Source organism: Terriglobales bacterium (assembly GCA_035561515.1).
Taxonomy (GTDB): Bacteria; Acidobacteriota; Terriglobia; order Terriglobales; family Acidobacteriaceae; genus DATMXP01.
Genome location: DATMXP010000007.1, coordinates 38,977 through 62,759 on the forward strand (window position 1 = coordinate 38,977; position 23,783 = coordinate 62,759).

A 23,783-nucleotide genomic window follows, 5' to 3' on the forward strand; every position below is an offset into this window, starting at 1 on the left:
TTGCTATTGCGTGACGAGGACCGCCATCAGGAGCGCGTCCTCGTTCCCGCGATTCACCCAGGCATGATTGGTGCCGCGCTGCACTACCGCATCAAATGGCTCTAAGTCGTGCTCGGTTTTGTCCAGAACCAGGGTGATCTTTCCCGGCAAAAGAATAATGTAATCGGTAGTAGGCGTTTTGTGCATTCCCGGGTCGCGGCTGCTATCTGGCTGAGCGTCGCCGGCATCCATCGAGAGGAACAGGTCCGCCCATAGTTTTTGCTGCTCAGCAGTCGACAGGTGAGCCATCTTCGACGCCGGGGGGATCTGAAAAAAGCGAAAGACGGTGCCACCTTCGCGCCGGTAGAGCTGTTTGGAATGTAGGCCCAAGTCTTCCGTTGATGACTGCGTAGGCAAATCCCGGCCTGTCATCCAGATCTCGGTGAGTCCGCCTATCACATTCTTTGCGGGCCCGTCGGCAAGCCCATACGACATGCCACGCTCGTCATTGCAGGTGATAATGCGGCGAATCGACCTGATCATTGCGACTTCCTCGGAACCGCTAAGAGGAATAGGAATAAAATCCCTTGCCTGCCTTGCGCCCCAGCCAACCAGCGTTGACCATGCGAATCAGCAAGGGACAAGGACGGTACTTCGGATCGCCAGTTTCCTCGACCAGAACCCGCATAATGTCTAGGCAGATATCGAGGCCGATGAAATCCGCCAACGTCAAGGGTCCCATCGGGTGAGCCATGCCAAGCTTGAAGACGGCATCGACACTTTCCGGCGTCGCGATGCCTTCCATCACGGTGAACATCGCTTCATTCAGCAGTGGCATCAGCACGCGATTGGATACGAAGCCTGCGGAGTCATTCACCTGTACCGGTGTTTTTCCCAACTGCTGCACAAGCTCAAGAACGATCTGCGTGGTTTCCTCCGACGTTTGTATGGCGCGCACGACCTCCACCAGTTTCATCACTGGGACAGGATTGAAGAAGTGCATGCCGATCACCTTGTCGGGCCTGGACGTAGCAGCCGCTAATTTGGTGATGGAAATCGACGAGGTGTTCGTGGCCAGAATCACGCTGTGCGGCAGAATGCCATCCAATTGGGCCAACACGCCGCGTTTCGTTTCGTATTTCTCATGAATGGCTTCAATCACCAGGGAAGACTGCACCAGGTCACCGAGACTCCTGGTTGTGCTGATGCGGCTCAAGGCTTGTTTCTGCTCATCCTCGGTGATAACGCCGCGGCTAAGTTCACGACCGAGGTTTTTGGTGATGGCAGCCATGGCACGCTCCAATGCGCCATCTGCCGAGTCGCACAAAGCGACGAACTTACCACTGCGAGCGACAACGTGGGCTATTCCTGATCCCATGGTGCCCGCACCAACCACTCCAATGCGCAGGCCAGCCTGGACCGTGTTACCAGCCATAGCAGTCCCTTCTTTCCATTCATAGTTATCGACATCAATACAAAGTTATTGACCGCCAGCAACGCGACAAGTTGTGAAAATCGAGCATCGATTCCAATCTATCGCTCAGGCGAAGCCGCGCACTTCTGCGTCTGTTTACACTGCGCCTGCTGAGCTGGGAGTTTCGGCGAGACTATACCGACGTTCCAATGCCAAGGCTGGTCTCCGCGCGCTCGCCGCCTGCAAACCACCTCTTCGGTGAGCTCGTACATCCCCGGCAACAGGCAGCTTGAAGGATGAGGTGCATCCGTTATATTCATATACGCGCCTGCGGATCCAAAAGCCGGCCAGGCGGGCCCATGCTTGGCCGTCGGATGGCCGGTACGAGCAAACGAGGTCCAATAATCAGTCATCGCTTCGGAAAGCGTCTTCTCTTCTTCAGTGTCCGGGTTTTTCGGCCAAAGCGGTGGTGTTCCACTGAACGTGCCGAACACATACGGCACCTCGCTTGCGTGAAAGCCGTGCAGGCCAGCGGCATCCGCGGCGGGGTAACCGTGGTCCCAGAAGTAAAGGAATGATGGCACTCCCAGTGCAGTCTGCTTTTCTACGAGGCGCATCGATGACCATCCATAGAAAGCATCTCGCGTCGTCGCCAATACGCTCTCCTGGAGATTGGCAGAAGGATAGAGCCGAAGGAATTCGTCGGCGAGATCCGCATATCGGTCGCGAATGATGGCCTCGTATTCAGCGGCGCTCGCCGGCGGCGGCGGGGCGAGAATCCGCAACGATCGTATTTCGCCGCTGTTAAATCCGGTAAGCAGCGGTACAGGAGCTTGTTCGCCGCGATCAAACACCTCAACCAACTGGCGGGGCAGCACGCGGCCGTCAATCGTGCCGGAAGGAGCAAATCCTTCCGCAACCGCCACCGCAGTCAGCGTGCCTCCGTCCATGGCACGCAACGCGGCAATATTTGGCATATGCAGGGCGTCAGCAAGCTTGGCGCCCACTTCTTCGGCGGGTAGTAATCCGAAGCGTCCCTGTTTCAGTTCAGGTGTCGTGGCCATGTAGGTACTTTGCACGATCGATTTGGCAAACAGGCCACGAGCGGAAGGCGCCGCCATCAGGTAGGTGACGCTCAGTCCGCCGGAGGATTCGCCGGCGATGGTGACATTCGACGGGTCGCCACCGAATGCGCCAATATTGTGATGAACCCATCGCAGCGCTTCAATCTGGTCCAACAGCCCGTAATTTCCGGATACCTGGAGCGGCGACTCCTTGCTTAGCTCGGGATGCGCGAGCCAGCCGAGGACACCAACGCGATAGTTAATCGTGACGACAACGATGCCCCGGCTGGCCATCTGGGAGCCGTTGTACATTGGATCTCCGCCAAACCCAGTGAGGAGAGAACCTCCGTGTATCCAGACAAAAACTGGCGCCTTGTGCGATCCTGCAGGAGCCCAAACATTGAGCGTCAGGCAATCCTCGCTCATCGGTTTTGGACCGCGAACATAGATCTTCGAGAGTGTAGGTTGGGGCTGGAAACATGCCGACCCGAACTCGGTGGCTTTCTTGATGCCATTCCAGCGCGGCATGGGGCGCGGCGGCTTCCAGCGCAGCGACCCAACCGGCGGCAGTGCATAAGGGATGCCCCTGAATACACGCAGACTCCCTTCAGCCCGGCCTTCCAACGTCCCTGCTGGCGCCTTAACCAAAACGTTGGCTTCGCTACTGGATCGCATAGGCGTCGTTTGAACTTGTTGAGCAAAATTCGACGGCGGCAGGACGATAACCGCCACCGTTAAGGACGAGACGAAGAAGCGACGAAAAGAGATCATCGGGCCAACTTTGCGGTTTTGTTTTCAATTACGCAGGCCAACGCCAGAAACAGCAACACCGCCTTCGAAATGGACATGTTCTGCGCCCTTAAGTTGCAATGTCTGTCTCACCTCCGCGGGAGTTGCTATCTCAAAGGAAAGTTCTTCGATGATACGGCGAATCTTCCTTACCTGCTCGGCGTTACTTTTCGCCTTTACGCCCGGCGCGAGAAACAGATTGTCTTCCAGCCCTACCCGGACATTTGAGCCCATGATGACTCCCGTGGTGAGAAGGGACATTTGGTGACGTCCTGCGCCCAATACGGAAAACTGATAGGAATCACGTCCGAAGAGTTTGTCGGCGGTGGATCGCATCGTCACGACGTTTTCTGGGTCAGGCCCAATGCCTCCCAGGACTCCGAATATGGCCTGAATAAAGATCGGTGGCTTAACGATCTGGCGATCGACGAAGTAGGCAAGGTTATAAAGATGACCGACATCGTAGCATTCAAGCTCGAACCGAGTGCCTTCTTCGCCGAGATGGCGGAGGATGTATTCGATGTCCGCGAAGGTGTTCTTGAAGACAATATCTTTCATGCCTTCAACCTGTGGTTTCTCCCAGTCATAGCGCCACTCGCTGATGCGCTCCGCCACCGGATGAATGGAGAAGTTCATTGACCCCATGTTCAACGAGCACATTTCCGGTTTCACTTCCATCGGGTAGGTGAGTCGTTGCTCGATGGTCATATTTGTGCTGCCGCCGGTCGTGATGTTAATAATCGCGCCGGTGCGTTCTGCCAGTATCTCTGCCAATTTCGGGCAAATCTGCCGAAAGTGTTCCGGATCACCTGAAGGCCTGCCATTGGCAGGGTTTCTGGCATGCATATGGAGAATCGCGGCCCCAGCCTCGGCCGCCTCAACAGCGCTGTCAATAATTTGGGACGGAGTGATCGGGAGATACTCCGACATGGTCGGAGTGTGGACAGCACCGGTAACAGCGCATGAAACGATAACTTTGCGGTTCTTGCTTGCCATATTCGGCCTCAAATGAAGCAATCACCGCGATGATAAGAAGTTGAAGATAAGACACGACAGGTTCTCAGCGGACTTTTTCATGTCGTTTTCGGACCCTTAGAAATCGCCGCAGGCGGACTGGCTCCACCCCCGTCCTTTCGACGTACCTCGAAGACGCCTATGCCGGGGAGGTGAGGCCGCTTCGGTACGTAGTAAGCCGGGATGAACTCGGCTTCAGGATTGAAGGGAAGATTGCAGCTTTCTCCGAAAGTTTGCCGGCGTGCCGCCCGTCCATCTGTGAAACGCATGCCGAAAGTTCGCGGCCTCGCTGAACCCCAACAGCTCCGAAATCTCTTCCGTGCTGAGGTTCGTTGCGCGGAGATATTCTTTAGCGAAATTGCAGCGGACATCGTCGAGGATCTGCGTAAACGAGGTTCCCTCGGAGCGCAATTTGCGATGCAACGTACGCACGGTAGTGGCGAGCTGTTGGGCGACCATTTCCATGGTTGATGAGTGTTTCGGTGTCGAGGCGATGATCTGATAAACCTCACCCACCACCCCGGTCGAGGTCTTCACTTCGCCGAGGATCCGCTCGCAGGTGTCGCGCATGAGCTTGGAGGTCAGGCGATGCGCCATGTGCGGTTTCTCACCGAGGAGGGAGGCGGGATAGGAAAGCTCGCACACTGGCTCGCCGAACCGCAGTTCGCAACCCACGTAACGTTTATAAAGGCTAAGGTGCCGGGGAGCTGGGTAGGGAAGCGCCGCGCGGAGCGGACGGCAACGCTCCGGGTGCACAACCGTTTTCAGATGTGTCGTCAGCTGGGTCAGCTGCTGCTCCAAGAGAAAGCGAGTCAGGAGAGCAGAGTGGGTCATCGTCGGGTTCATCGCCAGGACCCATGAAACAGACTCGTTCTCCTCGCGCCAGGTCATCGACACAAGTGGCGTCGCCAGCCGGTGATACTTGACCGCCACCTGGAAGTACTCACGAATAGTCGTACTGCACAGCAGCGCAAAGCCATACATCCCATACGCCGACAATGGAATTCGACTTCCGACACGGAATGGAGTTTCCGGATCTTTAGATAGCTGCAGAGCGTTGTTGCAAACCGTGATGTACTGGCGAATACACGTTAGAGTCTCGGGGTGAGTAAGACTCTCCAGCGACAGGCCAGTACCTGACAGGCTCGCTTCCGGCGCAATCCCCTGCTCCCTGAGAACTTCAACCAGGGCTGCAATCTTGTAAGGTCCGTATCGTTTTTCATTCCAAAGAGGAAGTTGGTGATCTCGAAACATTGTCCTCAACGAAACGATCGGTGTCCGATTAAAACATAGCCCGTTTCATTATGCATAACTAGTCTTGCGTTTCAAGAGGCTGACTAAATCTCTGCTTTTGTTGAGAACGGTCGGTCCTGTGCTGGCGCGTTAGGACCCTGCGAGTCTTGGGGTCTCAGGAAGAGTGTTTCATCGGACGTTCGCCTCAGAGCGAGCCGGAAAGGAGCTTCACTTCGTGACCTGGGAGTCGTTTTGAGTCGAACGAAGCTTTGCCGCGAATCGAAGTGGCGAACTGTTGGAGATCAACAGAACGAAAGGCCATTATCTATGAAGAAAGTAATCAGTTGTGAGAAGGCAATCGAGATGATCCCGGACGGCGCATCTCTGCTGATCGGCGGATTCATGGGCGTAGGCTCGCCTCACCGCTTGATCGACGAACTGGTTCGTCAGAGCCGAAAGCGGCTTACGGTGATCGCAAATGATACCGGAAGGCCGGGCTTCGGAGTCGGACGGCTGATCGACGCGAAACTCGTCAGCAAACTCATGGCAACCCACATCGGGTTGAATCCTGAAACCCAAAAACAGTTGATCAACGGTGACATAGAAGTTGAACTTTGTCCCCAGGGGACCTTGGCCGAGCGTATTCGTTCAGGTGGCTTTGGTCTCGGAGGCGTTTTGACGCCGACCGGCGTCGGAACCGTGGTAGAGGACCACAAGCAGAAGCTTGAAGTGGATGGCAGAATCTACCTACTCGAAAAACCTGTCACTGCGGACTTCGCTCTTCTGGCAGCGCATCGTTCCGACTATCTCGGCAACTTGGAGTACTCTCTGACCGCCCGTAACTTCAATGTAGTAATGGCAACTGCCGGCAAGACTGTTATTGCAGAAGCGGATCACATCGTTCCTAGCGGCGTGATTCCACCGGACGCCGTGGCCACTCCATTTGTGTGCATCAACTACATCATCGGAAGAGGACAAAATGGACAGTAAGGTCATCATCGCGAAGCGCGTTGCATTGGAACTGAAGGACGGCATGCTCGTCAATCTCGGTATCGGATTACCCACTACGGTGCCCAACTATCTTGCACCGGGCAGTGAAGTGTATTTTCAATCTGAAAACGGCATCATCGGCATGGCTCCGGCGCCGGATGCGGCCATGACAGAACCGTCACTGACGGATGCAGGCGGCGGATACGTCGGCGCTATCCCCGGAGCTGCCAGCATCGACAGTTGCCTCTCTTTCGGGTTGATCCGCGGCGGCCATCTCGATCTCACAGTTTTGGGCGGTCTCGAGGTCGATGAGGCAGGTCAGCTAGCCAACTGGATGGTACCCGGCAAGATGATCCCCGGCATGGGTGGCGCGATGGACCTCGTTACCGGTACAAAGAAAGTGATCGTCGCCATGGTTCATCAGGCAAAGGGGAAATCGAAAATCCTGAAGAAGTGCACGTTGCCGCTCACCTCAATTCGACGCGTCGATCTCGTCGTTACCGATATGGCCGTTATCGAACCGACTGAAAAAGGCCTGGTCTTACGGGAACTGGCGCCAGGCGTAACCAAGGAGCAGGTGATTGCGGCTACTGAGGCAACGCTGATCATCCCGGATGAACTACCCGAAATGCCAATCTCCTGCACCGAAGAAAAGGAACCAGCTGTACATGTGTAGTGCATTCTGAAAGGAGTCATAATGACTGACATCGTAATTGTTTCCGCAGCCCGCACCGCCGTCGGCAAGTTTGGGGGGGCACTTGCCAAGATCTCGGGACCAGAGCTGGGCGCTGTTGCCATTCGCGCGGTTTTGGATCGTGCCAAACTGGACCCCGCTCAAGTCAGCGAAGTGGTCATGGGCGAGGTGTTGACCGCCGGCTTGGGTCAAAACCCTGCACGTCAGGCATCGATCAAAGCGGGCCTCGCTCACGATATCCCTGCCATGACTATAAACAAAGTATGCGGTTCGGGGCTCAAGGCGGTGATGCTTGCCGCGAACTCGATCATCGCCGGCGATTCTGAAATTGTCGTCGCAGGCGGCCAGGAAAACATGAGCGCCGCGCCACACTTGCTTCCCGGTTCGCGCGACGGCTTCCGTCTTGGCAACGCCACCTTGGAGGACAGCATGATCGTCGATGGTCTCTGGGACGTTTACAACCAGTACCATATGGGTATCACCGCCGAGAACGTCGCCAAGCAGTACGGCATCACACGCGAACACCAGGATAAGTTCGCGGTGGACTCTCAAAACAAGGCAGAGGCCGCCCAAAAAGCGGGAAAGTTCAGGGACGAGATCGTGCCGGTTGCGATTCCCCAGCGCAAAGGTGATCCGGTAATGTTCACGGACGATGAGTTCATTCGCCACGGCGCCACCCTGGAGTCTGTCCAGGGCCTCAAGCCTGCTTTCGATAAAACCGGCACCGTCACTGCCGCGAACGCTTCTGGCATCAACGACGGCGCTGCCGCAGTCCTGGTAATGTCGGAAAAGAAAGCCGGCGATCTCGGCCTGACGCCGATGGCAAGAATTGCCGGCTATGCGACCGCGGGTGTCGACCCCAAATTCATGGGAATGGGGCCAGTCCCCGCATCACGCCGCTGTCTTGAACGTGCCGGATGGAAAGTCACCGACCTGGATCTGATGGAAATCAATGAGGCCTTTGCCGCACAATCCTGCGCTGTTCACAAGGAAATGGGATGGGACCTTTCCAAGGTCAACGTGAATGGTGGAGCGATCGCCATTGGCCACCCGATCGGAGCGTCCGGATGCCGCATTCTGGTTACGCTGCTTTATGAAATGCAGCGGCGTCGTGCCGGCAAAGGTCTGGCTTCGCTTTGTATCGGCGGAGGCATGGGCGTTGCCATGGCTATTGAGCGAATATAGCAATCACAACTGCTTATTTCGGGCTCGCATCTTAGCGAGCCCGTGCCTTTCAGAGGAGTACTGATACGCCATTGTTGTGAGTTTTGTAGTTCGTAGTGTTTACCCGGGGACCGATCGTTCGCCCCATCATCGCAACCAAGCCAGCGCGACCCCGAGCAGCCCGGATCCTCCTTCGAGAACGCTTTCTCAGCGCCCAATTTGGAAGCTAGAGTTTTCTGTGCTAATAGAATGCCCCTCCGAGGTTTGTTCTTCGGAGGTGGGCAACTGACATCAGAATGTCTGTTCAAAACCTGTCGCGTCCAGCATTTGTTTTCTACGATCACGCACGTTTTTCTGTGCCGGATTCGGATAGCAAGATTCGAAAGGCTAGATTGAAGAGGAGAAAACAAATGCGTTGCTCCCGCCAACTGCAAACGGTTCGCAGGCTGACTCTCTCGTCCTGCGATTGTCCCTTCGCAATGTTCGTGTTATTCGCACTCTTTGGATTCAGCACTCTGCTCTACGCACAGACAGGTGGAACAGGGGCCATCAGCGGCGTGATCACGGACGCCACGGGTGCAATGGTGGTAGGCGCCCAAGTCAAGGTTACGGATGTGGCCACAGGCTATAAGCGCACCTCTCAATCGAATGACAATGGACTCTATGTTGTCTCGCTGCTTCCACCGGGTAAATACGCCTTCGAAGTTACGAGCCCAGGTTTTAAAGGAGTGTCGTCGCCGGACGTGCGGGTGATCGTCGCGGAGACAACGACATTGAACATATCCATGGAACCGGGCACGGTGACGGAAACGGTTACGATATCTTCTACATCCGTGGATTTGGAGACCGAATCGAGTTCACTGGGGCGCGTGACGGATTCAGTTTTGGTCGAGAATCTGCCTTTGGTCACGCGTAACTTTACTCAGATTATCGGCTTGAACCCAGGTATCTCGCAGGAGGCAAACAACGCCGGGAGTATCGGAAAAGGAGGTGGCGGCCAAGGAGCGAGTCCAGGAGCCGGCAGTTTCCTGAGCAACGGGGCCACTTCCGTTGACAACAACTTCAAAATGAACGGCCTACCCGTCAACGACATAGCGCAGTCACCGGGTGGAGGCTCGCCGGGTGCTCCGGTTCCCAATCCCGACACCATTCAGGAATTCAAAGTGCAAACCGCCCTGTATGATGCCACCACAGGCCGCAATGCTGGTGCCAACGTCGATCTCATTACCAAAGGCGGCTCCAACCAGTACCACGCCACATTGTTCGAGTATTTCCGGAATGAAGCTCTCAACGCCAATGACTGGTTCGCTAATCGTTCCGGCCAGCCGCGTAGTATTCTGCGGCAGAATCAATATGGCTTTACCGTAGGCGGTCCGCTGGTCAAAGACAAGCTCCTGTTCTTTGGTTCGTGGCAGGGCACAAAGCAGCTCAACGGCGTTGATCCCACGAGTCATAGACTTGTCTCTCTCCCTCCCCTTACAAACGACCGGTCAGCAGCGGGATTGGGAGCGGTTTTCGGTGGCGCTTACGGGTACCTCGGCAATTTTCCCGGCAACGTAGTCCTCCACGATGGTTCAAACATTGCTCCTCAGGCTTTGGCGCTACTCCAGGCAAAACTGCCCAACGGCGAGTACGTAATACCGACGCCGCAGACGATCGACAGTAGCAAGCCGCTCGATATTCGAGGCACCTCGTATCTGAGCATTCCCGGTACTTTCAATGAAAACCAATGGATGGTGAACAGCGATTACCTGCGGTCCGACCGCGACAAGATGTCCTTTCGCTATTTCGGCCAGTCCAGCGATATGACTGTGACCCTTCCCAATAGTACTGCCGGATTCCCGCTCACCTATCCGCAGCGTTACGACGTGGTCTCGTTTGGGGACACCTACGTCCTGAACTCCAATATGGCAAACCAATTTCTCGTCGGTTTCCATCGGACGACCTCGGACATGCTGTACGACAGTGCGTTCAAATTTTCGGACTTGGGCATAACCGTCCCACAGCAGGAGGATGCCTACCCGGTCATCGTGGTCGCGGGTCCTGCATTTTCGGTCGGTAATGGTGCGTCGGTGGCCTTCATGCAGTACGAGACCAACATCACCGACATGTTGTCCTGGGTGAAGGGAAAGCACCACTTCAATTTCGGCGGTGGCTTCGGCTATGGTAGGGATGTTTTACGGAAATTTGACTATCCGGGTATCGTTGTTCCGCTAACTTGGGCGGATCTCCTGCTGGGGCGCAACTTTACGTTTGCGCCTGGCCTTGCCTACAGCAACATTTACCAATCGACTAACCTGTTTGGCGATACCGGGCGCGACTGGCGCTACAAGAATTTCGACGCCTACGTTCAAGACAATTTCAATGTGAGGCCCGGTCTGACGCTCAACCTAGGCTTGCGGTTCGAACACCTCGCTGCCTTAGGAGACGCAGGCGGCCGTATGGGCAACATGGACGTTTCCGCAATCAATCCCGATCCGTCTGCGGCGGGTTCTATCGAGGGCTACGTCGTTCCGTCGAATTTCAGGGGCACCATTCCCGCTGGAGTGGGCAGGGTGGGTACTACATCTGGATTTAATAACGAGGGGCAGAATGTATGGAATCCGCGCCTGGGGTTTGCTTGGGTACTACCTGGTTCGGATCGGTTCGTACTTCGGGGCGGTGCAGGCGTTTATCACACTTCGGTGATTGGCCAGATGAATCTGCAACTGACCACGACGCCTCCGTACGGTATTTTCAATTCGTTAGCCGGACCAGCCAATGGAAGTGCAACTCTTGCCAATCCCTTCCCGGCGGCTGTGCCACTCCCTTCATTCCCGGTTTACTCCCCCTCTACCAATTACTCCATGTGGGCAATCGCGATGGACTTTCGTCCTCCGACAACCTATCACTACAGTCTCGGTCTTCAGTCCAAACTCCCTGGCGGAGCCATCCTGGATGTCTCCTACGCGGGAGCACGCAACCTGCACATGGTTATGAGTACGTCAATTAATCAGGCGAATCTGGCCTCTGCCGCCAACCCGATTCGTGGCGTAACCACCAATACCATTGCGAACATCAATTCTCGCAAGCCGTATCTCGGGTGGAATACGGGCCAAATGCGCTTGTTTAAAACCGGCGGCCAGGCTTGGTATAACGCATTGCAGGTTTCGCTATCTCAGCAAAGGAAGAAACTGTACTACCAGGCTTCCTATACCTGGGCGCGTTTGCTAACTCCCCAACCGAGTACTTCCTTGGGGACGAACTACAGCCTCTTATCCGGCGATCAGAACGATCTGCGCAAAGGATACGGACCGGACCCGTGGATTCGGCCGCAGCGGTTCATATTGTCCGCCGTCTATGGTCTCCCCGAACCCTCGAAATCGAATCGTTTGCTTTCAGCTACTCTCGGTGGTTGGAGTATCTCAACCGTGACCTTGGTCCAGGCAGGCCACCAGATGGGCATTGCCTACAACAATGCTAACAACATTTACGGCATCACCTCTGATCGCCCGAGCTTTGCACCGGGTTGCACCGCTGCGAATATCGCAGTTCCGGGATCGGTCAGTAGCAAAGTGGACAACTATATCAACCGCTCTTGCCTTGCCGCTCCGGCAGTTATCGGTAGCGACGGTATCGGCACTGATTTCGGCAACACCCCGATCGGCATACTGCGGGGACCCGGCCAGTTCAATATCGATCTCTCGCTCGGCAAGAGCTTTCAGGTGCCGTGGCCGAACGATGGCGCCTCCATACAATTCCGGTCGGACTTCTTTAACGCGCTCAACCACGCGAATTTTGCCGATCCGAACTTGGGCTACACCACGACGCCTTCTGCCTTTGGGACCATCCGAGCGATGAGTACCAATCCGAGGGTGATTCAATTCTCGTTGAAGTATGCATTTTAGATCTTCGGTCTTTTGACTTCGTATCATTTTTGCCCACCTCTTTGCCACTTACTGGCGGGAGGTGGGTTTTCTTGCAGGCCACAAATCACCCTGCATGATGTCCGCCCGCAGGAGTTCGCAGGTAAACGACAGTACTTTCAACAATGCCTAAACGACTTCAAATGGTAACGGAGCGAAAAACCGATCAACGAACAGACTGTGCTGCGCGGTCGGGAATGACTTGAAAATGTCCGCTCGGAACCTGTCGCGTCTGGTCGTCAATTCTTATCATTTTTCACCGCTTACTGTATCAAGAACAAGGAAGGCGAACGGTGTCTTCCAGACGAACTGGTAGCCAACGGAGGCAAGGATGACGTTTAAAGAGCGACTCTACCCCCAGCCAGGGCTGCGAGTGCTGGTGACTGCCGGGGCTTCCGGTATTGGAGCGGCGATTGCAGCTGGGTTCGCGGAAACAGGGGCCGACCTCCACGTCTGCGATGTCGACGACAATGTCTTGGCCGCTTTCAAGAAATCCTTTCCTTCCAGCGTGGTAACCAATGCCGATGTGGCCGACGAAGCGCAGGTCGCAGCCATGTTCAAGAGTCAGCGTTCCCGATTTGGCGGCCTTGACGTCCTCATTAATTGCGCCGGCATCGCCGGTCCAACCGCCGGGGTGGATACGATTGCGTTGGAGGCGTGGACGCGCACGATCGAAGTGAACCTGACCGGGCAGTTCCTCTGCCTGCGCCATGCTGTGCCCATGCTGCGTGAGTCGAAATACGCCAACATTGTCTGTATATCCTCGGTTGGCGGTCGCCTGGGCTTTCCCTGGCGCACGCCGTATGCGGCCACGAAGTGGGGCATTGTAGGCATCGTGAAATCACTGGCTATTGAACTCGGCCCCGATAACATCAGGGTGAATGCGGTGCTTCCGGGTGCGGTCGAAGGTCCGAGGATCGATGCTGTAATAAGTGCTCGCGCGAAGAAAGAAGGTGTGGAAGAGTCGGAGCTGCGCAAAGAGTACCTCAGCAGAATCTCGTTACGTCGAATGGTAACCGCCGACGACGTCGCGCTCACCTGCCTGTATCTGTGCTCGCCGGCAGGTCAGAACATTTCCGGACAGGCAATCGGCGTGGATGGCAATATGGAGTACCTCTCCAGGTAGCCATTCAAAGAAGAGCGGGCACCACGCAAGCTCGATTTAAGAAAAAATAGGGAGGGATTTGTGTACAGCAACCCCGGCGCGCGAGTGGCTTCGCCGACCACCAGCCTTTGCGGCTCCGCATTGAGACTGCACTCACCACGCCGCTGCAGCCGTAGGGGGATGTGATTATGGCAGCGCATCCGCCGTCAACGCATGTAGCACAAGTTGCCCAATCATCCAATCCGATTCCTGCTGTTCCTGGACGCCGCGCGTGGATTGTTCTTGTAACGCTCATTGTGGTGTACGTGCTGAACTTTCTGTGCCGTCAGTTGCCGGGCATTCTTGCCAAACCAATCCAGGACAGTTTGCACCTCTCGGACGGCCAGCTTGGGAAGGTAGGTGGCCTCTATTTCGCGCTCTTTTATTGCACGATTTCGATCCCGGTGGGCTGGCTTGCCGACCGGACAAGCAGGTCAAAGGTTCTGACATTGGCATGCGCTGTGTGGAGCGCCGCGACGATGGCCTGCGGTCAGGTTACTTCGTATCTGCAGTTTGCTTTCGCCTATATGACAGTCGGCTTCGGCGAGGCTGGCGGCGTTCCGCCATCGTACTCAATCATCTCTGATTATTTCCCGTCCGGCCGCCGCGGAACGGCGCTGGGGCTCTACAACATCGGCCCGCCGGTGGGCGCTGCACTGGGAATTGCCTTCGGTGCTTCCATCACGGCCGCTTTCGGTTGGCGTGATGCTTTTCTTTTTCTCGGGGGATTTGGTCTCATCGTCGCGATCGTGATCCCGTTCCTTGTACGCGAACCTCAACGCGGCGGGTTGGATCGCGCTTCTGCCCAAATGGCCGCTACCAAGCCCGGATTCCTCGAAACGTTCAAGATGTACTTCTCGCGTCCTTCTCTTGTACTCGCCGCTTTGGCTGCCGGCGCCACTCAGTTCATCACCTATGGGTTAAGTAACTTCGCCGTCCTCTTCCTCATGCGTGAAAAAGAAATGACGCTCAAGGAAGTCGCCGTCTATTACGCATTAGTAGTGGCGATCGGAATGGGCGGCAGTATGCTTGTCTCCGGACGCCTGCTTGACCGGTTTGCGCGACGTGCGAAACAGGCTTATGCCTTGGTTCCTGCTACTTCGCTGACACTGGCTGTTCCGTTCTATCTCGCGTTTGTCTGGCAGCCCTTCTGGGGCATCGCTTTAATCTTCCTTACCGCAACGATGTTCCTGAATTTCTTCTTTTTAACGTCGGTGGTTACACTGGTTCAGGAGGAGGTGCGTCCGGACCAGCGCGTTATGTCGGGTGCGCTGCTGTTGCTGGTGATGAACTTCATGGGCCTTGGACTAGGTCCCACACTGGTGGGCGCGATGAGCGACTTTTTCCGTCCCAACCATCCGAATAATTCATTGCAGCTCGCCCTTTACGTGCTCACAGTGTTTTACGTCGTAGCGGTGGCGCTTTTCCTGTTGTTGGCACGCGTGCTCAAGAAGGAAAGCCGAATCGGTGGAGAAACTGCTCGATGATCGCACTTCGTCAGTTGCTTCTGTCTGCCATGGGCGCCTGCATTGCGCTGGCACCTGCAAGTTTCGCGCAACTCGAAAAAACCACGACGCCTTCCGCAGTCCGTGAAAAAGGCCCGATCGTGCATGCTCCCGCCGGTGAAGTCGAAGGGCAACGGGAAGGCGATCTGCGTGTCTTCAAGGGCATCCCTTATGCGTTGCCTCCGACCGGCTCGCAGCGTTGGCGGCCACCCAGTTCGATGCCGCGGTGGCAGGGAGTTCGGAATGCCACCGCATTTGGATCCAGTTGCTTCCAACTTGCGAGCGTCTACACCTGGGTCCCGATGCAAATGAGCGAGGACTGTCTTACGTTAAACATCTGGGCTCCCGTCGATGCGCGCAACGCGCCCATCTTCTTTTGGATTCACGGGGGCGCTCTAACCACCGGGACGAGCGCCGGGTATGACGGGCGACGGCTCGCAGAACGGGGTATTCTCGTCGTCTCCATCAACTACCGACTCGGTGTCTTCGGTTACCTCGCTCATCCTGAACTCAGCAAAGAGTCGGCTTCTGGCGTTTCCGGCAACTACGGATTGCTGGACCAGATTCAGGCACTCAAGTGGGTGCAGCAGAACATCAGCGCGTTTGGCGGCGATCCTTCCAACGTCACCATTGCAGGTGAATCTGCGGGAGCGCTGAGCGTTATGTACCTGATGACATCGCCGCCCGCTCGCGGCCTTTTCGCGAAGGCGATTCTGGAAAGTGCCTACATGATTTCAACGCCTGAGCTGAAGAAGCGCAATCACGGCGCGCTCTCCGCGGAGGAATCAGGTTCCCAACTTGCCGCTGCCATTCATGCTCCGAGTGTCGCGGCATTGAGGGCCATGGATCCCGCTGTGTTGAACAACGCGGCCTTTACCGCCGGATTCGAGCCGTACGGTGCCGTCGACGGGCACGTTTTACCTCGACAGCTTGTGGACGTGTTCGATCGGGGCGAACAAGCGCCTGTGCCGCTGCTTGCTGGATTCAACAGCGGCGAGATCAGCGCGATGAGATTCCTCGCACCGCATGCTCCAGCGACTGCGAAAGAATACGAATTCACGATTCGTGACCGTTATCTCGATCTTGCCGATGAGTTCCTGAAGCTTTACCCGAGCGCTCAAATGCAGGACAGCATTCTGGCCACCACGCGAGATGCGCTGTACGGATGGACGGCGGAGCGGCTGGTAAGAAAGCAGGCAAAGCTGGGACTCCCGACCTTCCTATATTTTTTTGATCACGGGTACCCGGCGGCCGACGATGCCGGGGTGCGTGCTTTTCACGCGAGCGAGTTGCCCTATGTGTTTGGGAATATTGATCGCACAATGCCACTTTGGCCAAAGATTCCGACAACCGCGTTGGAAAGAAGACTTTCCGACGCAATGATCGGTTATTGGACCGCATTTGTGCGCACGGGGCGCCCATCTGCCGCAAATGAAGCGGACTGGCCGACATTCGAACCAGCAGGTTCCTACATGGCGTTCGAACAGGCGCCGCGTGCGTCCACCCATCTGTTGCCGGGAATGTACGAGTTGAACGAAGAGGTTGTTTGCCGGCGGCGAGCGAGCGGGGATATCCCCTGGAATTGGAATGTCGGCTTAGTCTCGCCCAAACTGCCGCCTCAGCCGGCGCAGTGCACGCAGTGAGGTAAAACCCGCTGAATGGCATCTACTGCGCCGGCACCGCACTCTGTCGGCGAGAAGGCGTTCCCAGCCGGATTTGCTGTTCTCCGCAGTGTCGCTGGTGAGGAACTGATCGGGAAGAATCTGGAGTTCAGAGCAGATTGGTGTGTTGCAGAAACTCTCCCAACTTAGCCGTTGCCTTGAACTGCGGCATCGGCTCCAGTTCCTTGAACGCCGACGTGAAGGCGTTCGACAGGCTCCACATCGTGCGCGGCTGGAATTCCTCGTATTTCGGATGGAAGTAGAGGTCGTGGACCACCCCGGCGAGGTGCTTCGGCGCCTGCAGGTCGCCTTCGATGAACGCGCGATAGATGATCAGTTTGGCCGTGGCGGTCTCTAACTGCAGGGCTCGCCATTCCTCCGTCTGCCGCCGCATGGGCTCGAAGTTGCGTTGCATGCGGTCGACGCCAATGGCAAGGCTGTCCTGCAGCGAGAAGTTCTTCGAATGCTTCGCCAGCACCGGTGTGAAATCGCCGGTGAAGGCCATGTTTTCACACACCAGGACCCGCAGGCCGGTGGTGATGGCGAGCCGGAAAGACTTGTCGTGGCTGTTGCGGATGCCGATGGAGAACCGGCAACCTGCAAATCCGGCAGCCAGGTCGAGCACGCCGAACATCTTCATGCCGTCCGGCGATACTGCGTATTCCTCGTTGACAACGCCGATCTGGCGGAAGGCGAGGGTTTCGGCCAGCGATTCCACGATCTCGTGGTGTGGAATCGGACGATGGGTTGCGGTTGCGGCGGGCGTCGGCAGCTGCGCCAACTCGGCCCGCCCAATCTTGGTATTGCTGGAAATCAAGGTGCCAGTCTCAAGCATGGGAATGCCTCCTACTGAGTTTCCGGGAGGTGCGCTCTGGCGGGCGCAACCTCCTAAGATCGCCGCTTCCGGCGGTACGGCCCCGATATCGGGTTGTGAATTGTGCGGAAGGGAGTGGCGGAGCAAGCCAGGTCCGAGGCATCGCCGCACGCCGCCCGCACCTCATTGGCGTGCAAATTGAGCAACCGAAGGTGAGCCAGGTTGCGCAGGTCGATGGGCGTGAGGTGTTTGAGAGCACGAAACACCGCACGGCTTGACTTGCCAATCAGATAAAAGTCGCTGTTCTGCCGCTCGCCGCATACAGTCCGACGCATGGTGTAGTGCGCAACTATTTCAACGGCGACTCGGCCCTCATCGGTGAAGCGATTGCTTTGGTTGGATTCGGCATCTCAGAGGAGCGAGATTGTGTCCGGCTTCGCGGGATTTCTTGCCGGGAACGTCCGGTGCGCCCGCTCTGGCGTGAGACAGTTCGCTAAATCCCGCACTTGGTTTAACGCGGTCACGAGGTTAGGTGCTCAGATTTAGCCCACGCGTTTTGTGGCGACGTTTAGCAAGCCCGCCGAGACGGGGTACTTGCGGCCGAAAGGCGTCGCCTCTTCTTATCGGTATCACAGTAGACGGGCACGCCTGCCCTGCGATTGGCAGAGGGACACGGCCTTGGCGTCGAAGGAGACGAACTCGTCTGCACCCAGCCAGTCTCCTTCATAAGCGATCACGCCGTCAGCAAAGTCTCCACCAGCGTCCAATACGCACAGACCAGCCTCGACGGCTGGCCGATTTGCGACAACATTGGCGCTCCTCATTAGACGACGAATTGCATCCGAGATGTCGAAAACAGATCTCTTGTAACCTCGACGAAGTACCCACACAAATTCGCACAGGACCGCGATGGGCACTGCGACCAAATCGGCGTCTTCTAGGACCTTGGTGGCGCGCGGGGCTTGCTTGGAATCGTCCTGAACCGCAGCTCTGATGAGCACGTTCGTGTCCGCTGTAATTTTCATTTCGCTTTTGCCCATCCCTGGCTGGCAATCTCGTTGATCTGATCGACACTCAGCTTGGGGCCTCTCCTTTGGGATAGGCAGCCGACGAATTCGGTAATCTTGCCATCCTGTGAAGCCGCTCGTACCACGATCCGGCCATCGGGTAGTTTGTCCGCTTCGATTTTCTCGCCTGGTCTTACCCCAAGATGCTGGAGCAACTCCTGCTTGAGCGTAACCTGGCCTTTGGCAGTAACGGTAAGCGTCGTCATACCTCGTCTCCTAGCTGAATCCTAGTTCCATCGTAAGGCAAAAATGCCTTACTGTCCAGCCGTTGTGAATTGACGTTCGTGCACAATTTGGATTGACCCTCTCCATTGATCACAGTCGTTGACAGGCGCTTCTAAGACACGGAAATGCCGTGCGGACATCCTTACACTTTCTGTATTGGGCCTGGATACCGGGCCACCAGAGTATCGGTGGTCAGCAGCGTGATACCCTCGACGGTCGATTGTGCCACCAAGACTCGGTCGAAAGGGTCTTTGTGAATTGGCGGCAAGCTTTCGATTGCCACCACATGATCGCTGCCGATCGGCAACTCGCTATAGTCATTGTCGAGCAGGCCCCGGCGCAGCAGCCGCGTATCCACCTGAAAGTCGATCCGCCCCAGCCCGCGTTTGATGGTTATCTCCCATAAGCTGGCCGCGCTGAACAGAAGTTCATTCTCCGGATTCTCGATCAGATCATGTGCCTTCGGGGAAAGGCGGTCGGGTTCACCAACCGCCCATAGAAGAAGATGCGTATCGAGCAACAGTTTCATGCGCCACCGCCGAAGATCTGTTCAATCTCCTCGCTGCCCATTTGGTTGAAATCGTCGGGCACCAGTATCTGTCCAGCCATAAAGCCGAGTCGGCGCACTTTGTCTCCTGTCGGAGCCCCCAGCGGCATAACCTTCACTAAGGGCTTGCCCGCTTTGGCGATAATGAAGGGTTCACCACTCGATGCCGCCTCAACCAGCTTTGAAAGCTGGGTCTTGGCTTCGTGGATGTTGACCGTTTTCATCTTTTCCTCCAACTAAAGTCTCCAAATTAGACTAAGTTTAATTAGTTTAGTTTATATGTGGAAAGCGCGAGAGGCAAGTCTCAACGAGGGGTATAAAAGTTGCGAGGCTCCATCCGAACCTCAGAGGCAAGCTCGCGATGGCTTGCGGACTGCAGGTGACGCTGCTCACTCTCCTCACCAGTCTTCACCAGTCTTCCGGACCAGAAGAGGGGAGCAGGAATGAAGGTTGCTTTTCGCTAGAACAGCGAGAGTTGTTCAATGTCGGGCCTGTGAGAACTGGATGGCGGAGACTCCTCGCCGTCTCCCGATGTGGGGCTATCCTCCGACAGCGCCGGATTGCCCATCTTGGCCTGTACCGCCTGAGCACCTTCAAGCTCTTCCGGTCGGCGCGCGGGAGGCTCTGGCCGCAACTGGCCGAGACTCCGCCAGACGTTCTGCGCCGATTCCCCAATTCCTTTCTTCTCGACCAGCTCGCGCGCCATAGCGGTGAGCATGTCGTCATCGCCATCGATAGCCTGGAGGCCTTCGGAAGCGAACTTTCCTTCCATCGCCAACGCCACGAGGAGCTTTTTGCCCATGAGCCGCAGACAGACTTCCTGCATCGTGTCGTTGTAGGCGAAGAACTTCACCTCCACCGGGCGCTTTTGCCCAATACGCCAGGAGCGGCGGCTGGCCTGGAGTAAGGTGTGCAGAGAATACCCGGTCTCATGAAAAAGAATAGTTGGGAAATCCAGCAGATCGAGTCCGGTTTCGACGATCTTGGGATGGCAGATCGCGACGTCGATGCCACGTCGCAACTGTTCGCGGTACCAGGTTTCCCGCTTATGCGTGGGTACGGTGGCCCGCAGGATGGCGGCGCGGATTCCCGCCGTGCGAAACAACTGCTCCAGTCGCGCGGTGACGTCGTGCTTGTTGGTGTAAACCGCAAAGACCTGGCATTTGCGCCCGCGGGCCAGTTGCGCCCGAACCTCATCGAGCAGGGCCTGCTCTTTGGGAAAGGTCAGCTGCGGGTCCATATCCACGGTTTCAGCGATCACGAACCGTTGGCGTGACCCGGCGTCCGGATTGAATTCGGAGCCGTAGAGTGTGCCGAAGCCGTAGGGATGGTCGGGCCAGGCGAGCAGCGCGTTGAGCATGATCGCCACCACACTGCTGTTGCCGCGATGCTCTTTGAGACAAGCCCGGATTTCCTCCTCGAGTCTTTCGTACGCGGGCTGCAACGGATGCTCCAGCGGAACGGCGAGCACATCTTCGCGATAGCTGGGCAGGCCGTCGGAGATATCCTCCAGCCCGATGAACGCGCAGTGGTCCATCAGATAGGCGCCGAACAGCAGCGGTGAGGCTCCCGGCTTGCGCTTGACGGTGACTTCCTTCTTTGTCTTTTTCGAGCAGGCGTTATCTTCGACGGTGATGCGCTCGACCGTTTCGATCACCCCGAAATCGCGGGTGAAGCGCTCGCGGCCCCCGGGGCCCCATTCGTAGCCGTCCGTGATCATCCGTTTCGCGTCGGTGCGGAACAGGGTGTTGAACAGGTCGTCGGCGTAGCCCGAGAGCAGTGTTCCTGTCAGGCCCAGAAATCGTTTTGCTACGCGATTCAGCACGCCCAGTGCGTTGCCTTGCGCGGTGTCCCCAGCGAGTTGATGAATCTCGTCGGCGACGGCATAGTCCCACCACTCCGCCATGTACCGGCCCATGTATTCCGCCGGTGCGATGCGCGCGATTTTCTCGCGATCCGCCTGCCATAACGCACAGTAGCGGGTTGTTCCTCCCTTCGGTTGATGAACCACTTCGTGCCGACGCTTTTGGTCGAAATCCATTGTGCTCCAGCGCACCCCGTCGGTTTCGATGGGGCGGCCGGTATCGGGATTGGTCAGCGAACCGAGATAGGGACCGGAACGGGCGTGTCCATAGCAGTGTTTCCAGAAGTACGAGAGTTTGGCCTTTTCGCGGCCAATACAGAAGATGGAACTCACCGGACAATTTCGTTGCCAGCCCTTGCGCCCTAGTCGTCGCAACTCACTCAGCGAGGTATGCAATCCCTCGCGCACGATCTCCCCGCGCCGCAGCTGGACTTCGTTGATGCCGTGCGCCTCGCGGGGACTCCCGCCATTGCGCATGTCGTCAATCAGAAACACCCGTATTTGCGGCAGCGTCAGGAAGGCTTCGCGCGCCCACTTCTCCACCAGATGCGGAGGCGCCATTACCAACCCCGTGAATCTGCGGCCCGCGCTGTGTACCAGCATACTGGAGAGCGCGATCAGGGTCTTTCCCGTGCCGCATTCGGCAACCACATTGGCATTGCGCGCCTGCTGCCAGCGTCGGCTCACCCCCATCACGGCTATGGTCTGAGCTGGATAGGGCGTGCGCAGCATCTCTGCCAGCAGCGGCGATGGCGCTTCCTCCGCACCATACAGCGCTGGATACGAGGTAAGGATGCGATTCCCGATTTCATCGGAGTGCTGTGTCAAGTATGTGGCGATATCGGTGATGTCGTCCTGCTTCACGAACACCTCGTGTCAAATGAATTTCAAAAATGCGGCCGAATGCGCCTAACCCACAAAAGCCTCCGTGGAGAATCCCCAACCGCAACGCGAGTCCGGTCGCGCCGGTCGCGCCGCCCAAACGACGGGGGCTCGACGTAGACTTTTTCCAGCTACATATCGTCTGAGGTAACTCCGCCTCGCTGAGCCAAACTTCACACCTGCCGGCCATCGGCAGAGTGCCGGCCTGACGCTTCGTCGCTTACAATCTGACCAAGCCGGGCTGACTTCTTCCGCGACCGTTCCATAGCTGCGTGCGTCCATCGGGAGAGCGAGAGGAAAGGTCCATGTAGCTGCGATTGCCGCTGCCAGGCTTACCCCGGTTCGACGCGCTCGCTGACCCGGGGCGCTCTTGGTCATCGTCTTTCTAGTGCGTCCAGCCGAGCTCTTGGGCGAGTCCGATGAGAAGCCCTTCCGGCGCGCCGCCGACGAGCTGCGCGCCGTGCTTGCCGAGCCTGGCAAGCGTTTCATTGATGTCGCACACCGCAAACATGACGCGGGTATGGCCTGGGGCGTTTACCGGGGCGTGCCGGTGAACCGCGACGGCAGGCGACGCGAGGAAGTGCGAGAGCCGATCGAAGGAGAATGCGCCGGGCGTGCCACTGGATTGCAGCAATCAGCGCTTCGAAATTGCCCCGCCTTGCCCGAACTCGGTCAGCTCTTGCGCCATGAGGCGATCGACAATGGCGTCAATAGCGGCGATCACGATTTTGACTGTCTGGTGCTCCGATTCGAGCTGCTCCGCCAACTCGCGCTGCCCCTTTAGCAGAGCTTCGGTGATGTGCTGAGGGATGTCGGCCGTTGCGGAATGCAGGACTTGTTTTACTCGCGCTACCAATTGTTTCCGGAGCGCATGCCGGTAGTGAACGATGGTTGTGCCTTGCTGCGCGATTGCAACGTCCAACTCGTGCAGGATGGCTTCCGGCGACGGCTCGCCGGCTTGCGTCAGTACGCGAGGCGTCAGGGCGGACGCGAGTTCCTTCTTCGCCCGGGCAAGCAGGGTGTAAAGTAGGGAAATCTGATCGCCGCGAGCGAGCCATTCCGCGATCAGGTCCTCCAGCGGCTCTCGCCTGACGGTCACGTAGCCGCACTCCCGATCCGATTCGACAAGATCGGCGAGCACATCATCCAGAGCGCTCACACGTCCTCCTTTGTTCACTGTCTTGTTGTCTTGGAAATAGGTGCGGCAGAGTCCGCCACTGGCTAAAGCGGCTGATCGAGTTCGAAATTGAAGTAGAACCGGGGATGATGCTGAAACTCGAGGCTCCCCACTGCTCCGTCGCTTCGCTGGCGCACCACCACGAACGGCGCGGCAAAACCGATCACCTCGAAGTCGCGCAGCAAATCTTCCGGAGTCCAGACCTGGCCGTGTCGGGCCTCTAATTTAGAGCGGGAAACCGGATTCCGGTTCAGCTCGCTTGCGCGTTCGCGGCGTGCCATCTCCAGCTCTTCGCGGCTGAGGCGCACTCTGGTTTCGCACGTTCGTGATTCATACTGACGGGCAGCCATATGGAGTTCCTCGGTGAATTAGGAGATTTCGAGAGCGCTTCTGAGCGTCAGTTCGCGCTGGCAGCGCCGCTTCCAGACGTCTTTTGGTGTGCGACAATGGGGGAATGAAGTTAGAGGTGGAATGCCATTCTGGGCGGAAAGCGAACGAACGGCCGGTTCGCTTCCGGCTGGACGGGCGCGAGTATCTGATAGAAGAGGTGCTGGATCAGTGGTACGGGCCGGGGGACGAATTCTTTAAGGTCCGTGCCGATGATGGCAACCTTTATATATTGCGTCATGAATCGTCGCCGGTGGAGGGTGG

At 57.0% G+C, this 23,783-nt stretch carries 23 protein-coding genes; 7 read left to right on the forward strand and 16 right to left on the reverse strand.

Annotation, left to right across the window (positions count from 1 at the left end; translation table 11 throughout):
* Window positions 1-3 precede the first annotated feature (3 nt).
* From VN577_01415 to VN577_01435, 5 genes are all read right to left on the reverse strand, one after another.
* A complete protein-coding gene (locus VN577_01415) occupies window positions 4-522 on the reverse strand; it encodes a cupin domain-containing protein (GenBank protein HWR13457.1) in 519 nt (172 codons plus the stop codon).
* A gap of 19 nt (window positions 523-541) precedes the next feature.
* Window positions 542-1,414, reverse strand: a complete 873-nt coding sequence (locus tag VN577_01420) for a 3-hydroxyacyl-CoA dehydrogenase NAD-binding domain-containing protein (protein ID HWR13458.1) — start codon at window positions 1,412-1,414, stop codon at window positions 542-544.
* A gap of 98 nt (window positions 1,415-1,512) precedes the next feature.
* Complete coding sequence (locus VN577_01425; protein ID HWR13459.1) at window positions 1,513-3,228, reverse strand: carboxylesterase family protein; 1,716 nt, start codon at window positions 3,226-3,228, stop codon at window positions 1,513-1,515.
* Between the two features lie 24 nt (window positions 3,229-3,252).
* Complete coding sequence (locus VN577_01430; protein ID HWR13460.1) at window positions 3,253-4,242, reverse strand: 3-keto-5-aminohexanoate cleavage protein; 990 nt, start codon at window positions 4,240-4,242, stop codon at window positions 3,253-3,255.
* Window positions 4,243-4,455: 213 nt separating this feature from the next.
* Entirely contained in the window at window positions 4,456-5,514 is a 1,059-nt protein-coding gene (locus VN577_01435) for an AraC family transcriptional regulator (GenBank protein HWR13461.1), read from the reverse strand.
* A gap of 306 nt (window positions 5,515-5,820) precedes the next feature.
* On the opposite strand from VN577_01435, the gene VN577_01440 reads away from it, so the two are divergent.
* The 7 genes from VN577_01440 to VN577_01470 all read left to right on the forward strand — a co-directional run bounded on the left by VN577_01440 (window position 5,821) and on the right by VN577_01470 (window position 16,538).
* Complete coding sequence (locus VN577_01440; protein HWR13462.1) at window positions 5,821-6,483, forward strand: 3-oxoacid CoA-transferase subunit A; 663 nt, start codon at window positions 5,821-5,823, stop codon at window positions 6,481-6,483.
* A complete protein-coding gene (locus tag VN577_01445) occupies window positions 6,473-7,159 on the forward strand; it encodes a 3-oxoacid CoA-transferase subunit B (protein HWR13463.1) in 687 nt (228 codons plus the stop codon). Before VN577_01440 ends, VN577_01445 begins: the two co-directional genes overlap by 11 nt.
* A gap of 21 nt (window positions 7,160-7,180) precedes the next feature.
* Complete coding sequence (locus VN577_01450) at window positions 7,181-8,362, forward strand: acetyl-CoA C-acetyltransferase (GenBank protein ID HWR13464.1); 1,182 nt, start codon at window positions 7,181-7,183, stop codon at window positions 8,360-8,362.
* Between the two features lie 389 nt (window positions 8,363-8,751).
* Window positions 8,752-12,228 carry a carboxypeptidase-like regulatory domain-containing protein gene (locus VN577_01455; GenBank protein ID HWR13465.1) on the forward strand — a complete coding sequence of 1,159 codons (3,477 nt, stop codon included), beginning with the start codon at window positions 8,752-8,754 and terminating at the stop codon, window positions 12,226-12,228.
* A 349-nt stretch (window positions 12,229-12,577) separates the two neighbouring features.
* Window positions 12,578-13,372 (forward strand): SDR family oxidoreductase, encoded by a 795-nt coding sequence (locus VN577_01460; GenBank protein HWR13466.1) that lies wholly within the window; start codon window positions 12,578-12,580, stop codon window positions 13,370-13,372.
* A gap of 167 nt (window positions 13,373-13,539) precedes the next feature.
* Entirely contained in the window at window positions 13,540-14,877 is a 1,338-nt protein-coding gene (locus VN577_01465; GenBank protein ID HWR13467.1) for an MFS transporter, read from the forward strand.
* On the forward strand, window positions 14,874-16,538 hold the full coding sequence (locus tag VN577_01470; GenBank protein HWR13468.1) for a carboxylesterase family protein: 1,665 nt from the start codon (window positions 14,874-14,876) through the stop codon (window positions 16,536-16,538). The genes VN577_01465 and VN577_01470 overlap by 4 nt, the downstream gene beginning before the upstream one ends.
* Before the next feature lie 127 nt (window positions 16,539-16,665).
* Here the strand turns inward: VN577_01470 and VN577_01475 are convergent, their stop codons facing one another.
* The 11 genes from VN577_01475 to VN577_01525 form a co-directional block, all read right to left on the reverse strand.
* Window positions 16,666-17,391, reverse strand: coding sequence for a DUF932 domain-containing protein (locus VN577_01475; protein HWR13469.1), 726 nt, complete (start codon window positions 17,389-17,391; stop codon window positions 16,666-16,668).
* A gap of 53 nt (window positions 17,392-17,444) precedes the next feature.
* Complete coding sequence (locus tag VN577_01480; GenBank protein HWR13470.1) at window positions 17,445-17,705, reverse strand: hypothetical protein; 261 nt, start codon at window positions 17,703-17,705, stop codon at window positions 17,445-17,447.
* A 294-nt stretch (window positions 17,706-17,999) separates the two neighbouring features.
* A complete protein-coding gene (locus VN577_01485) occupies window positions 18,000-18,395 on the reverse strand; it encodes a type II toxin-antitoxin system VapC family toxin (GenBank protein HWR13471.1) in 396 nt (131 codons plus the stop codon).
* Window positions 18,392-18,643 (reverse strand): AbrB/MazE/SpoVT family DNA-binding domain-containing protein, encoded by a 252-nt coding sequence (locus VN577_01490; protein ID HWR13472.1) that lies wholly within the window; start codon window positions 18,641-18,643, stop codon window positions 18,392-18,394. The genes VN577_01485 and VN577_01490 overlap by 4 nt, the downstream gene beginning before the upstream one ends.
* Window positions 18,644-18,804: 161 nt before the next feature.
* Entirely contained in the window at window positions 18,805-19,191 is a 387-nt protein-coding gene (locus VN577_01495; GenBank protein ID HWR13473.1) for a type II toxin-antitoxin system VapC family toxin, read from the reverse strand.
* Complete coding sequence (locus VN577_01500) at window positions 19,188-19,433, reverse strand: type II toxin-antitoxin system prevent-host-death family antitoxin (GenBank protein HWR13474.1); 246 nt, start codon at window positions 19,431-19,433, stop codon at window positions 19,188-19,190. The genes VN577_01495 and VN577_01500 overlap by 4 nt, the downstream gene beginning before the upstream one ends.
* A 236-nt stretch (window positions 19,434-19,669) precedes the next feature.
* Window positions 19,670-21,937: a helicase-related protein gene (locus VN577_01505; protein HWR13475.1), complete on the reverse strand. Its 2,268-nt coding sequence runs from the start codon at window positions 21,935-21,937 to the stop codon at window positions 19,670-19,672.
* A gap of 403 nt (window positions 21,938-22,340) precedes the next feature.
* Window positions 22,341-22,589: a hypothetical protein gene (locus tag VN577_01510; protein HWR13476.1), complete on the reverse strand. Its 249-nt coding sequence runs from the start codon at window positions 22,587-22,589 to the stop codon at window positions 22,341-22,343.
* The gene (locus VN577_01515) at window positions 22,590-23,114 is read right to left on the reverse strand and encodes a hypothetical protein (protein HWR13477.1); all 525 of its coding nucleotides are present in this window, start codon (window positions 23,112-23,114) and stop codon (window positions 22,590-22,592) included.
* 62 nt (window positions 23,115-23,176) lie between these two features.
* Window positions 23,177-23,482 (reverse strand): hypothetical protein, encoded by a 306-nt coding sequence (locus VN577_01520; GenBank protein HWR13478.1) that lies wholly within the window; start codon window positions 23,480-23,482, stop codon window positions 23,177-23,179.
* A 110-nt stretch (window positions 23,483-23,592) separates the two neighbouring features.
* Entirely contained in the window at window positions 23,593-23,760 is a 168-nt protein-coding gene (locus tag VN577_01525) for a hypothetical protein (GenBank protein ID HWR13479.1), read from the reverse strand.
* Window positions 23,761-23,783: the final 23 nt, after the last annotated feature.

What these genes read in the sequence shown, in the direction of transcription:
- VN577_01415 (HWR13457.1), bottom strand. Translation starts at nt 522, where the DNA reads ATGATCAGGTCGATTCGCCGCATTATCACCTGCAATGACGAGCGTGGC.
- VN577_01420 (HWR13458.1), bottom strand. Translation starts at nt 1,414, where the DNA reads ATGGCTGGTAACACGGTCCAGGCTGGCCTGCGCATTGGAGTGGTTGGT.
- VN577_01425 (HWR13459.1), bottom strand. Translation starts at nt 3,228, where the DNA reads ATGATCTCTTTTCGTCGCTTCTTCGTCTCGTCCTTAACGGTGGCGGTT.
- VN577_01430 (HWR13460.1), bottom strand. Translation starts at nt 4,242, where the DNA reads ATGGCAAGCAAGAACCGCAAAGTTATCGTTTCATGCGCTGTTACCGGT.
- VN577_01435 (HWR13461.1), bottom strand. Translation starts at nt 5,514, where the DNA reads ATGTTTCGAGATCACCAACTTCCTCTTTGGAATGAAAAACGATACGGA.
- VN577_01440 (HWR13462.1), top strand. Translation starts at nt 5,821, where the DNA reads ATGAAGAAAGTAATCAGTTGTGAGAAGGCAATCGAGATGATCCCGGAC.
- VN577_01445 (HWR13463.1), top strand. Translation starts at nt 6,473, where the DNA reads ATGGACAGTAAGGTCATCATCGCGAAGCGCGTTGCATTGGAACTGAAG.
- VN577_01450 (HWR13464.1), top strand. Translation starts at nt 7,181, where the DNA reads ATGACTGACATCGTAATTGTTTCCGCAGCCCGCACCGCCGTCGGCAAG.
- VN577_01455 (HWR13465.1), top strand. Translation starts at nt 8,752, where the DNA reads ATGCGTTGCTCCCGCCAACTGCAAACGGTTCGCAGGCTGACTCTCTCG.
- VN577_01460 (HWR13466.1), top strand. Translation starts at nt 12,578, where the DNA reads ATGACGTTTAAAGAGCGACTCTACCCCCAGCCAGGGCTGCGAGTGCTG.
- VN577_01465 (HWR13467.1), top strand. Translation starts at nt 13,540, where the DNA reads ATGGCAGCGCATCCGCCGTCAACGCATGTAGCACAAGTTGCCCAATCA.
- VN577_01470 (HWR13468.1), top strand. Translation starts at nt 14,874, where the DNA reads ATGATCGCACTTCGTCAGTTGCTTCTGTCTGCCATGGGCGCCTGCATT.
- VN577_01475 (HWR13469.1), bottom strand. Translation starts at nt 17,391, where the DNA reads ATGCTTGAGACTGGCACCTTGATTTCCAGCAATACCAAGATTGGGCGG.
- VN577_01480 (HWR13470.1), bottom strand. Translation starts at nt 17,705, where the DNA reads ATGCGTCGGACTGTATGCGGCGAGCGGCAGAACAGCGACTTTTATCTG.
- VN577_01485 (HWR13471.1), bottom strand. Translation starts at nt 18,395, where the DNA reads ATGAAAATTACAGCGGACACGAACGTGCTCATCAGAGCTGCGGTTCAG.
- VN577_01490 (HWR13472.1), bottom strand. Translation starts at nt 18,643, where the DNA reads ATGACGACGCTTACCGTTACTGCCAAAGGCCAGGTTACGCTCAAGCAG.
- VN577_01495 (HWR13473.1), bottom strand. Translation starts at nt 19,191, where the DNA reads ATGAAACTGTTGCTCGATACGCATCTTCTTCTATGGGCGGTTGGTGAA.
- VN577_01500 (HWR13474.1), bottom strand. Translation starts at nt 19,433, where the DNA reads ATGAAAACGGTCAACATCCACGAAGCCAAGACCCAGCTTTCAAAGCTG.
- VN577_01520 (HWR13478.1), bottom strand. Translation starts at nt 23,482, where the DNA reads ATGGCTGCCCGTCAGTATGAATCACGAACGTGCGAAACCAGAGTGCGC.
- VN577_01525 (HWR13479.1), bottom strand. Translation starts at nt 23,760, where the DNA reads ATGACGCAATATATAAAGGTTGCCATCATCGGCACGGACCTTAAAGAA.